This window comes from Vibrio sp. Vb0937, assembly GCF_033338855.1.
The window spans coordinates 54051-66113 of sequence record NZ_JAWOTK010000018.1 but is presented as its reverse complement, the minus strand read 5'-3'; the positions used below and the strand labels follow the sequence as shown (position 1 = coordinate 66113).

The following is a 12063-nucleotide window of genomic DNA, read 5'->3' as shown; positions in this document are numbered from 1 at the left end:
TCAGAAGTGAAACGAAATAGCGCCGATGGTAGTGTGGGGCTTCCCCATGTGAGAGTAGGACATCGCCAGGCTTTAAATTTAAGAAGCCCGCTCGAAAGAGCGGGCTTTTTTGCATCTATAGAGTTTTAAAATTAGCTCACTTTATACCTAAAAAGTGTTCATCTAAGGTGCGATATACTTGCTTTCTGCAACCTTCCAAAAGGCTTTAACAAGCGGATTTTCCAGCTGAGTTTTGTTGCAGCAAACACCAAGTTTAAAAGGTTTAATTGGTAAGACTTTTAAACGATTTATCTTTTCTCTTACCGGACTGTTGTTGATTACAACATCAGGTGCGATACCTACTCCACACCCCAATGCAACCATACTTACGATGGCTTCATGTCCGGAGGTTTGTGCGTAGATCTTTGGCTTTATTTTCATTTGTTTGAGCCAAGTATTGGCCCTGTCCCTTGCCGTTCCTGCTTCTGGGAGTATGAATGGAATGACCGACCAGTCTGGTTTTTCTTTTTGTAGCTCTTCAGCAAACGCACTAACCCCAACAGGTACGATGACAGAAAGTGGGATTTCACTGATCGTTTCAAATGCGATTTTATTTGGCATCTGTTCTGACTTGGCTGATATGGCAATATCGGCTTCATCTGCTAGTATTTTGTCGATCGCTTGAGCTGGATCGCCGGTTGATAGTTTGAACTCAATGAAAGGGTTCTGAATACGAAAGTCAGAGATTAGCTCCGGAAGATGGCTGTAGCTTGCAGTAACAGAACAAAAGAGACGGATTTCTCCTTTCAATTCATCCTCGGTTCCCTTCAGGTGACTCTGATACTGCTGCCATTCGCCAAGAATCTTTAAGGCAACTGGGACTAGCTTTTTACCTTGGATAGTTAAATCAACGCTACGGTTGTCGCGTAAAAACAATTGTTGGCTGGTTTCCTCCTCTAATTTTTGTATCTGTCGGCTTAAGGCTGAAGGGCTAATATGCATTGCCGCTGCGGTCTTGGCGAAACTTTTACTCTCACAGAGATGAATGAAAAGTTGCAGGCTTTTGATATTCATTAAATTTTCATTTCCATGTTGCATAAATTGCAATAACTAATTGTGAATATATCACTTTAAGCAATCTCATGTCTGTTTTAGTATGAAGTTATTCGGTAAGGCAATTACTGACCTCAATGGAAGAATCTCAAAGGAGCACCCAGATGGCTAATTATTTCAATACCCTAAACTTGCGCGAGCAGTTGGACCAATTAGGTCGTTGTCGTTTTATGGACCGCAGTGAGTTCGCTTCAGAAGCGGATTATCTGAAAGGTAAGAAAGTAGTCATTGTAGGTTGTGGTGCTCAAGGTCTTAACCAAGGTCTGAACATGCGCGACTCTGGTCTAGACGTTGCTTATGCGCTTCGCCAAGCCGCGATTGATGAGCAACGCCAGTCATTCAAAAACGCAAAAGACAACGGTTTTGAGGTAGGTAGCTACGAAACGCTAATTCCACAAGCTGATCTAGTAGTAAACCTTACTCCAGATAAGCAGCACACAAACGTTGTTGAGACGGTAATGCCGTTAATGAAAGAAGGCGCAGCACTAGGTTACTCTCACGGTTTCAACGTTGTTGAAGAAGGCATGCAAATCCGTAAAGACCTAACGGTAGTAATGGTTGCACCTAAATGTCCAGGTACGGAAGTTCGTGAAGAATACAAGCGCGGTTTCGGTGTACCGACTCTTATCGCTGTTCACCCAGAGAACGACCCAAAAGGTGAAGGTTGGGATATCGCGAAAGCTTGGGCTGCAGCAACCGGTGGTCACCGTGCAGGCTGTCTAGAGTCTTCTTTTGTTGCTGAGGTGAAATCTGACCTAATGGGTGAGCAAACTATCCTTTGTGGCATGCTACAGGCTGGCTCTATCGTGTGTTACGAGAAGATGATTGCTGATGGTATTGATCCTGGCTACGCTGGTAAGCTTCTTCAATACGGTTGGGAAACCATCACTGAAGCACTGAAGTTTGGTGGTATCACTCACATGATGGATCGCCTAACTAACCCTGCAAAAGTGAAAGCATTTGAGCTTTCTGAAGAGCTAAAAGAACTGATGCGTCCGCTATACAACAAGCACATGGATGACATCATCACCGGTCACTTCTCTAGTACTATGATGGCTGACTGGGCAAACGACGATGCAAATCTACTAGGCTGGCGTGCAGAAACAGGTGAAACTGCTTTCGAAAACTACCCAGAAACTGACGTAGAAATCTCTGAGCAAGAGTACTTCGATAACGGTATCTTGATGGTTGCTATGGTTCGTGCGGGTGTTGAGCTAGCATTCGAAGCGATGACGGCATCTGGCATCATCGATGAGTCTGCTTACTACGAGTCTCTACACGAGCTGCCACTTATCGCAAACACTATCGCACGTAAGCGTTTATACGAAATGAACGTGGTTATCTCAGACACTGCGGAATACGGTAACTACCTGTTCGCTAACGTAGCAACGCCGCTTCTACGTGAGAAGTTTATGCCAGCCGTAAATACTGACGTAATTGGTAAAGGTTTAGGTGAAACGTCTAACCAAGTGGATAACGCGACTCTTATCGCTGTGAATGAAACAATCCGTAACCACCCTGTAGAGTACATCGGTGAAGAGCTACGTGGTTACATGACTGATATGAAGCGTATCGCGGTGGGCGGCTAAATGACTGGCCTTAAGGCTCCATTTCGGTGTCGAAGGTGCTCGTTTACTATCGTAAAGTCCGCGCCTTCTCCTAGAAATGAAACCTTAATACTGCGTAATTTACTTAGTCTCAAGTAACGCAGTAGATAAACTCCAGGCAGACTGGAGTGATAAATACAAAATAAACACAACATCTAATCAAAAGGCTTGGTCGCCGTTGACCAAGCCTTTTTGTTTTTAGCCGATTTATCTGCGCGCCGATAAGAAAAACGCTCCTTTGTGAGGAGCGCTTTGATACTTATTTTTCAGCAAGCTTTTCTTCAAGTTGTGCCAACTTCTGTTCCATTTCTGTTAGCTTTTGACGTGTACGTAGTAAAACTTGAGTTTGAACATCAAACTCTTCGCGACTTACAACATCTAGCTTGTTTAGCTGGCCTTGGATTACTTGACGAACTTTCTGATCGACATCAGAGCCCAACTCTTTTACAGGTTGAGGCATTGAGTCGTGAATCTGTTTAGCAATTTGCTCTAATTTCTTTGGGTCAAACATAGTGGCTAAAACTCCTTTTGATTTGTCCTCATTTTAAGTAAATGATACGTGAAAGTCGCCATTTAGATGGCAAAAAAGAGAGCGGCAATAAAAAAGGCCACCGAAGTGACCTTTTTGAATGCCTTAATAGCTTATCTGTTATCCGCTAATTCACGATGAGCTGCTTTCGCTTCGTCAACTCGCGCTAACTTCTCCAAGTCTTTGTCTTCAACAAATACTGGCAGAGGTTTGTGTTTTTCAGCTAGGTAGCTGTAAATCACAGGTAGTACGAATAGTGTGAACAGTGTACCGATTGCAAGGCCAGCAACGATGACGATACCGATACTGAAACGTTGCGCGGCACCTGCACCTGTTGCGTACATCAGCGGGATCAGACCTGCGATCATCGCTGCAGTGGTCATTAGGATAGGGCGAAGACGCACTTTCGCAGCTTCCATCACCGCATCAATACGAGACAGTTTATTATGTAACTGCTCTTCTTTGGCTACTTCACAGATCAAGATACCGTGCTTGGTTATTAGGCCGACCAGCGTGATCAAACCAACCTGCGAGTAGATGTTCATCGAGGCTGTACCCCAGGCCAATGCGATCAAGGCACCACAGATTGCCAGAGGTACAGATACCATGATGACAATAGGGTCGCGGAGTGATTCAAATTGAATCGCCAGAACGAGGAAGATGATCGCAAGTGCAAGACCGAAGGTTGCATACAAGGCACTACCTTCCGTTACAAACTGACGAGATTCGCCCATGTAATCGTGGTTATAGCCTGCAGGCAGCTTGGTTTGTGCAATATTCTCAAACCAGTCGATTGCGTCACCCATAGCAACACTAGGCGATGGTACTGCACCCACAGTCGCTGAGTTTAGCTGGTTGAAGTGTGGCAAAGAGCGAGGCTCAGCCACCACATCGATAGTAATCAGACTGCCTAATGGAACCGCTTTACCATCTACAGAGCGTACATAGTAGTTCTTCATCGATTCTGGGTTTAGACGCCATTTACGCTCAACTTGAGGAATCACCTCATACGAGCGACCATTCAGGTCGATTCGATTTACATAACCATCTGCCATCATGGTGCTGAGAGTGATGCCAATGTCTTGCATAGTCACACCGTAGGCACCCGCTTTGTCTTTATCGATCTTGATCTTCATCGTTGCTGAATCGTAGTTCAAATCAAGGTCGGAATAGACAAACATTGGGCTACTTGCAACATCGGTTAGAATATCGCTAGCGATAGTAAACAAGCTCTCGAAGCTATTTGGTGTTGTAATTACAAACTGAACAGGTAGACCTGAGCCTGCACCTGGAAGCTCTGGCATTTGGAATGCAGTGACAGACATACCAGGCACACTTGATACTAGGCCACCCACACGTTTTGTGATTTCAGATTGGCTTGCCTCTCGTTCACTCCAAGGCTTCAATGTTGCTAGGCCAAACGCTTGGTTTGAGTTTGGTACACCATTAAAGACCTGTGCGTATTCCACCTCTGGTTGATCTGAGAGTATTTGGTTTACGTCATCCATGGTATTTTGGATATAGTCCAAGTTCGCATTTGATGGGGCGGTACCCATCAGCATGACCACACCTTTATCTTCAGATGGTGCTAGTTCGCTAGGAATAAACTTGAACAAGACCGGTAAGCTTGCAAATACAATGATTGCAAATGCAATAACAACCGGACGATGAGCCATTACCGCTTTCAACATTCCTTCGTAACGAGTGGTCATGCCATCAAGGATATGGTGAACTTTTTGCTCAAACTTGCTTGGCTTCTCGTTCGCCTTCAGCATCTTCGAACACATCATTGGTGATAGTGTCAAAGCGATGATGCCGGATACGAATACTGAACCTGCCAGTGTCAAAGCGAACTCTTTGAACAATGAGCCGGTGATACCACCCATCAACGCGATCGGCGCGTACACTGCACCTAGCGTCAATGTCATCGCGATAACTGGAACCGCAATTTCACGCGTACCAATAATTGCAGCTCGGAATGGCGATTCCCCTTCTTTGATGTGACGGTCAACGTTTTCTAGTACAACGATCGCGTCATCCACCACCAGACCGATGGCAAGCACCATCGCCAGTAGCGTCATCAAGTTCCAAGAGAAACCCATTGCCTGCATCACCATTGCCACACCAATCAATGAAAGTGGAATGGTCACGATAGGAATGATTACCGCGCGGAATGAGCCCAGGAACAGTGTGATAACCACAAGTACGATGACCGCTGCTTCAAGAATCGTTTTCACTACTTCGTGAATCGATTCGTTGATGGCGATAGTTGAGTCGTACATTACGTTCATTTTGATGTTACTTGGTAGGTTGCGCTCAAGCTGAGGCAACAGTTCAAGTACGTCTGCTGCAATGTTGATTGGGTTAGCACTTGGCGCTGCGTTGATCGCTGCAACCACAGCTTCTTGACCGTTTGCACTTGCGCGATAAACGTCGTGACTCTTCTCTAGCGTTACTTTAGCGATATCACCTAGGCGGATGACATCCCCTTCACCAGTTTTCACGACCAATGCCTCAAGTTCAGCAACGTTTGATACCTGAGTATCTGCGCTACCGTTATAAAGCACGAACTCACCCGTCGCTTGACCGGTTGCAGATTGGTAGTTGTTGGCGTTAAGAACGCTCATCACATCGGTTGCGGTCAACTTCAAAGCGCCCATTTTAGCAGGATCTAGCCATACGCGCAGTGCGTACTTCATACCACCATACAGGTCAACTTTGGACACACCGTTTACGGTGAACAACTGCGGGTTGATTACACGCTCAAGGTAGTCAGTGATCTGGCTTGAAGATAACTCGTCACTCGTAAAGCCGATGTACAGTACCGCCGTTGTCGAACCTGTCGACATGGTTACGGTTGGGTCTTCGGCTTCTTTTGGTAGCTGTGAACGTACCGAGTTGGTTTTCGCCAGAATGTCAGACAACGCCGCATTTGGATCAGTATTCAACTTCATGTTTACAGTAATGGTCGATTTACCCAGTACCGATTGCGAAGTCATGTAATCAATATTATCGGCTTGCGCTACCGCTTGCTCCAATGGCTGAGTAATAAAGCCTTGGATCAAGTTGGCACTTGCACCGTAGTAACTGGTGGTCACGGTGACCACCGTATTCGTCATTTCAGGGTATTCACGAACCTGCATTTTGAACACCGCTTGCAAACCAAGCAATGCAATCAAAAAGCTGATCGATACCGCTAAAACTGGACGTTTTATAAAAACATCTGTAAAGCGCATGATGCCTCCAACTTAAAGCATTGGTGTTTCAGCAGGTGGGGTAGTTGCATCGCTTTCGACAATGCTTACTTTCGCATGGTTACTCAAACGGACTTGACCCGATGTCACCACTACATCACCTGGCTTCACGCCTTCTAGAATGTGTGCGATATCTTTAGAGCGTTCGCCAACTTTTACCACATGCTGCTTAACGCGTTTTTCGCCATCTTCTTCTGTTACGATGTAAACATTGTCGCCATACAGCGTAAATGTGATCGCGGTTTGAGGTAGCGTGACCTGATTTTCTAATTTAGGCAGAATGATGTTTGCACGCGCGAACATACCACTACGTAGTTTGCCGTCACTGTTAGGGATATCCGCTTGAACTTGAATCAAACCACTTTGTACGTTTACAGCTGGTTCAATCGCAGAAATAGACCCTTTGAAAGGTTGGTCTGGATAAGCGTCAACAAAGATATCCACTTCTTGGTCGATATTGATACGTGAAATATCGGTTTGCGGCACGGTAAAGCGTAAACGCATCACGCTGGTGTCTTCCAGGCGAACAATATCGGTACCCGCTTGTAGGTACTGACCTAGGTACACGTTACGAATACCTACTACACCATCAAATGGCGCTTTGATTTCGCGTCGGTCGATGGTCGCTTTCAAGCTTTCAATGTCCGCTTTTAAGGAGAAGTAGTTCGCTTCTGCTTCGTCATACGCTTCTTTAGAAATAGAGCCTTTTTTAAATAGCCCTTGGTAGCGTTTGTATTTCGCTTCTGCTGCTGGCAACTTGGCTTGCGAGCTCTTTAAATTCGCTTTCTCAACGTCAGAGTCAAGCAGTACTAGTGGCTGACCTGCTTTGACTTGAGTACCGGAATCAAATGCGATTTTATCGATAACACCGCTCGTTTCGTTCGCTACCGTCACGCCTTGATTTGGCTCGATAAAACCAATTGCCTCGATGACTGGTACCCAATCCACCGCTTGCACTTCAGTTACGGTTACTGGGAATGCTGGTTCAGGGCGATTGGCAAACTGCTCCATTTTGTCTTTGATATCAATTAGTCTGTATGTAACAACGCTACCAAAAAGTAATAAAACAATTGATAGCATCAAAATCCACTTTTTCATTCTATTAAGAACTCCAGTTAGTGTTTAATAATTGCATCCCAACTGGCTTCAATAGCGGCCTCTAATGCCGTCTTATCCAGTTGATAAAATCCCAAAGCGTGTTTCCGAGCAAGTGCAACACTTGCCTCAAAACTCAATCCAGAAAGTACTTCGTTATCGAGAAGCTTGAATACTCCCTCGTCTTTGCCCTGATTGAAAAGAAGATCTACTTGGGCAAACATTTGTCTCTCAAGTTCCCGAGCTTTGCTACTATTTGAACAGGGTAAAGACTCATATTGGACTCGGTTGCTGATCGCACTTAAGTTCGAGCTCGCTAAATTCCAAATATTGAGCCACATGGTTCGATAACGCTGTTTTAAAGGCATCTCTTCACTAACACCTAGTTGCACCGCAGTAGCAACACGCTTAGCAACGTTAAGGCGTAGTTCCTCTAAAAGATGTTCTTTATCTGAGAAATAACGGTAAATCGTCCCTGCTGCGACACCTGCCTCATTGGCGAGCTTTTGCATGGAAAGCCCTTGAAAGCCAGATTCAGCAATGAGTTGTTCAGCAGCGACTAAGATTTGTTCTCGTTTATCTACAGCAGGGTTATCCTTCATAATGTCACCCTTTAGTGAATGAACGTTCATTCATTATAGCTTAAATACCCGCCATTTATGCAACAGAATATTGCACTTAATTGGTGTAAAAATTACAAGAAATCAGCATAGCTTTCACGAGGCCACCCCTTTATCATAGGCGCCACATTCATCACCCGCAGAGAATTTCTATGAAGCTGAACCCTAGTCAAGATGAAGCCGTGAAATACGTGTCTGGCCCATGCCTAGTGCTAGCAGGTGCTGGTTCGGGCAAAACTCGTGTTATTACCAATAAAATCGCTTATCTGGTTCAGCAATGTGGTTACAAAGCGCGTAACATTGCGGCGGTGACGTTTACCAACAAAGCAGCACGTGAAATGAAGGAGCGTGTAGGTCAAACGTTAGGGAAAGGTGAGTCTAAAGGTTTGATGGTATCAACATTCCACACTTTAGGATTGAACATCATCAAGCGTGAGTACAAGCATTTAGGGTTGAAAGCGGGCTTCTCACTGTTTGATGACCAAGACCAGCTAGCGCTGCTCAAAGAACTTACCGAAAAGCAGCTTGATGGTGATAAAGATCTGCTACGTCAGCTTCTGAGTTGTATTTCCAACTGGAAAAACGACATGTTGACGCCAGAGCAAGCCAAAGCGCGTGCGCAAGGTGAACAGCAACAATTGTTTGCGTTCTGTTTTGATATGTACCAAAAGCAAATGAAAGCCTATAACGCGCTTGATTTTGATGACCTAATTTTGATGCCCGTTTTACTCTTACGTAATCATGAAGATGTTCGTCAGCGTTGGCAGAATCGTATCCGTTACCTACTGGTTGACGAGTATCAAGATACCAACACGAGTCAGTATGAGCTGGTCAAATTAATTGTCGGAGAACGTGGGCGATTGACTGTTGTAGGGGATGACGATCAGTCTATTTATTCATGGCGTGGTGCGAAACCTCAGAACCTCGTGTTGCTGGGTGAAGATTATCCGAATTTGCGTTTGATTAAGCTAGAGCAAAACTACCGTTCAACGAGTCGAATCCTGCGTGCGGCCAACATTTTGATAGCTAACAACCCTCACGTCTATGAGAAGTCCTTGTTCTCTGAAATTCCTGACGGTGAAAAACTCAAAGTGTTGTTGGCTAAAAATGAAGAGCACGAAGCAGAGCGCGTAACGGGTGAACTAATTGCGCATAAGTTCCTAAACCGTACCGAATATAAAGATTATGCGATTCTATATCGTGGTAACCACCAATCACGTTTGATTGAAAAGTCTCTGATGCAAAACCGTGTACCGTATAAAATTTCTGGTGGCACCTCGTTTTTTGCACGCGCAGAGATTAAAGACATCATGGCGTATTTGCGTGTTTTGGTTAATCCGGATGACGACAATGCATTTTTGCGCATTGTGAACACTCCGCGACGTGAAATTGGCCCAGTAACGTTAGAGAAATTAGGCAGTTATGCCAATATGCGAGGCAAGAGCCTGTTTGAGTCGAGCTTTGAAATGGGGCTCGAACAGCACCTAACGGGACGTGGCCTAGAAAACCTGCGTCGTTTCACCCAATGGCTAGTGGCGATTGCTGATCAAGCTGAGCGTGGTGATACCGTCGAAGCGGTTCGTTCGCTAGTTCGTGATATCCATTATGAAGATTGGCTATACGAAACTTCAGCAAGTCCGAAAGCCGCTGAAATGAGAATGAAGAACGTTTCTGACCTTTATTCCTGGATAGTGGCGGACCTAGAGGGTGACAACTACGATCAAGAAGAGAAAACGTTAAAAGAAGTCGTTCAACGTTTGACCTTGCGTGACATGATGGAGCGCGGTGAAGAAGATGAAGACAGTGATGCAGTACAACTGATGACCTTGCACGCATCAAAAGGCCTTGAGTTCCCATATGTATACTTAATTGGGTCCGAAGAAGGTATTTTACCGCACCAAACCAGTATTGATGAAGATAACGTGGAAGAAGAGCGTCGCCTGATGTACGTTGGTATTACTCGCGCGCAACGTGAACTGACTTTCACTATGTGCAAAGAGCGTCGGCAGTTCGGCGAGTTGATCAAACCGACTCAAAGCCGCTTTTTGGATGAGTTGCCATTTGATGACGTTGAATGGGAAGTAAACAAAAAGCCAGTATCAGCAGAAGAGCGTATGGCGAAAGGTCAAGCACACATTGCCAATATTCGAGCAATGTTTAAGAAGTAAAGTAACCTTGTTCTCACTGACTAAAAACAAAAAGGCTTGCCAACTGGCAAGCCTTTTTCGTTGATGTCTTTACTTATAGACCTTCAATCATGTGGTCAATTGCTGCGATGATTTCATCGTCAGAACAGTCCATACAGGTTCCTTTGGCTGGCATCGCATTGAAGCCTTCTAATGCGTGCTTCACTAACGTATCTTTGCCATGTGCAATACGTGGTGCCCAATCATCGGCATTACCTGTTTTAGGTGCGCCGTTTACACCAGATGCGTGACAAGCAATACAAAAAGTACCATAAACTGTGGCGCCATCACGTGGACCGGTTGGTTCTTCTTTCACTGGCTCAGAACCTGCTAGATAAACATCACCGACAGGTTGGATGCGTTCTGCGATCGCATCGTATTCAGTTTGGCTGATGTCAGAAGCTAAAGCTGCCGTAGAAAACGTTAAGGCAGCGAACAAAACGCTAATCATTTGTCGAGACATATCCATTAAACCCACTTCACATTCCCGAGGTAAGTGACTTACCTATTTATATAGTTAGAGTATTAATGCCGAGCAGAGAAATCATTAAATTCCACTGAATGGCATAGAATGATTAGACAACTTGGTTGCAGCTGTTAAATCAATGTAAATAATGGGTGATTATATCCCGATAACTTGTTGCAATAAACAACAAGTTATCCATGACAGGGCGTGAATCACATCAAAAATCCACTTTAACGGAAGATAACTGTCGAAAAAGAGACCAAACGATAAAAAAAGTAAAAAAAGTACTAGACGGCATAGTGTGATATCCGTATTATTCCACTCCGCCGATAGGGCATGCGCCCGTAGCTCAGTTGGATAGAGCGTTGGCCTCCGGAGCCAAAGGTCGAAGGTTCGAATCCTTTCGGGCGTACCATTGCCTCGGAGGATACATCGGTAAAAATCAGTGGTGGCTATAGCTCAGTTGGTAGAGCCCCGGATTGTGATTCCGGTTGTCGCGAGTTCAAGTCTCGTTAGCCACCCCATTCTTTCTTTTTTAGATTGAATGCGGTAGCATTGCTCCTAATCTTGATTCAATCAAGATAAAACATCGTCGGTGAATAGCGCAGCTTGGTAGCGCATCTGGTTTGGGACCAGAGGGTCGGGGGTTCGAATCCCTCTTCACCGACCACTATTTAGTTTATGGCTCGAATAGAGCGGTAAACAGCAAAAATTGATGGTGGCTATAGCTCAGTTGGTAGAGCCCTGGATTGTGATTCCGGTGGTCGCGAGTTCGAATCTCGTTAGCCACCCCATTAATTAAGGTGACTTCTTAGTTGAAGTGTCCTGTCTGATTTGAGAAAATCAGTAAATACAGTTCGGTGAATAGCGCAGCTTGGTAGCGCATCTGGTTTGGGACCAGAGGGTCGGGGGTTCGAATCCCTCTTCACCGACCACTATTAGAAAGCCTGCTTTTTAGCAGGCTTTCGTCGTTTTAGAGTTTATGATCTCGCTTGGACTGTATTAGTCGGTAATGTATCAATGGATTTGAACCCAAGTGGGGTTCGCCTGAAGTTAGAATTCGGCTCTTCACCGACCGCTATTTAGAGCCTCAGTCGAAAGACTGGGGCTTTTTTGCATCTCTCCTGAAAAGAATCGGCATTCCATTTCAATTTTCCCCAAAAGTGTACAGCTCTAGGGGCTTTTGACCACCTATGATCCAAATGCTTTTCGAG

8 protein-coding genes and 5 tRNA genes are annotated in these 12063 nt (G+C 45.1%); 7 read left to right on the top strand and 6 right to left on the bottom strand.

Annotated features, from left to right (window positions below):
* Positions 1-162: 162 nt before the first annotated feature.
* Positions 163-1053 (bottom strand): HTH-type transcriptional activator IlvY, encoded by an 891-nt coding sequence (gene ilvY / locus R7P67_RS17985; RefSeq protein ID WP_005379097.1) that lies wholly within the window; start codon positions 1051-1053, stop codon positions 163-165.
* 143 nt (positions 1054-1196) lie between these two features.
* Between ilvY and ilvC the strand changes: the two genes are divergently transcribed.
* Positions 1197-2681, top strand: a complete 1485-nt coding sequence (gene ilvC, locus R7P67_RS17980; protein WP_005379098.1) for a ketol-acid reductoisomerase — start codon at positions 1197-1199, stop codon at positions 2679-2681.
* Between the two features lie 277 nt (positions 2682-2958).
* Here the strand turns inward: ilvC and ubiK are convergent, their stop codons facing one another.
* From ubiK to R7P67_RS17960, 4 genes are all read right to left on the bottom strand, one after another.
* Positions 2959-3210: a ubiquinone biosynthesis accessory factor UbiK gene (gene ubiK, locus R7P67_RS17975; RefSeq protein WP_005379099.1), complete on the bottom strand. Its 252-nt coding sequence runs from the start codon at positions 3208-3210 to the stop codon at positions 2959-2961.
* Positions 3211-3341: 131 nt separating this feature from the next.
* Positions 3342-6464, bottom strand: coding sequence for a multidrug efflux RND transporter permease subunit VmeD (gene vmeD, locus R7P67_RS17970; RefSeq protein WP_005379100.1), 3123 nt, complete (start codon positions 6462-6464; stop codon positions 3342-3344).
* A 12-nt stretch (positions 6465-6476) separates the two neighbouring features.
* The gene (locus R7P67_RS17965; protein WP_053349778.1) at positions 6477-7580 is read right to left on the bottom strand and encodes an efflux RND transporter periplasmic adaptor subunit; all 1104 of its coding nucleotides are present in this window, start codon (positions 7578-7580) and stop codon (positions 6477-6479) included.
* A gap of 17 nt (positions 7581-7597) precedes the next feature.
* Entirely contained in the window at positions 7598-8179 is a 582-nt protein-coding gene (locus R7P67_RS17960) for a TetR/AcrR family transcriptional regulator (protein ID WP_005384254.1), read from the bottom strand.
* A gap of 170 nt (positions 8180-8349) precedes the next feature.
* Here R7P67_RS17960 and rep point away from each other — a divergent pair, with 170 nt between their 5' ends.
* Positions 8350-10365 (top strand): DNA helicase Rep, encoded by a 2016-nt coding sequence (gene rep / locus R7P67_RS17955; protein ID WP_005379104.1) that lies wholly within the window; start codon positions 8350-8352, stop codon positions 10363-10365.
* A 73-nt stretch (positions 10366-10438) separates the two neighbouring features.
* Here rep and R7P67_RS17950 read toward each other — a convergent pair whose 3' ends face one another.
* Complete coding sequence (locus R7P67_RS17950; protein ID WP_262652863.1) at positions 10439-10852, bottom strand: c-type cytochrome; 414 nt, start codon at positions 10850-10852, stop codon at positions 10439-10441.
* Between the two features lie 335 nt (positions 10853-11187).
* Here R7P67_RS17950 and R7P67_RS17945 point away from each other — a divergent pair.
* From R7P67_RS17945 to R7P67_RS17925, 5 genes are all read left to right on the top strand, one after another.
* Positions 11188-11264, top strand: a tRNA-Arg gene (locus tag R7P67_RS17945).
* A gap of 33 nt (positions 11265-11297) precedes the next feature.
* Positions 11298-11373, top strand: a tRNA-His gene (locus tag R7P67_RS17940).
* Between the two features lie 69 nt (positions 11374-11442).
* Positions 11443-11519: transfer RNA gene (locus tag R7P67_RS17935), tRNA-Pro, on the top strand.
* Positions 11520-11567: 48 nt separating this feature from the next.
* Positions 11568-11643, top strand: a tRNA-His gene (locus R7P67_RS17930).
* A 64-nt stretch (positions 11644-11707) separates the two neighbouring features.
* A tRNA-Pro gene (locus R7P67_RS17925) sits at positions 11708-11784 on the top strand.
* Positions 11785-12063 lie beyond the last annotated feature (279 nt).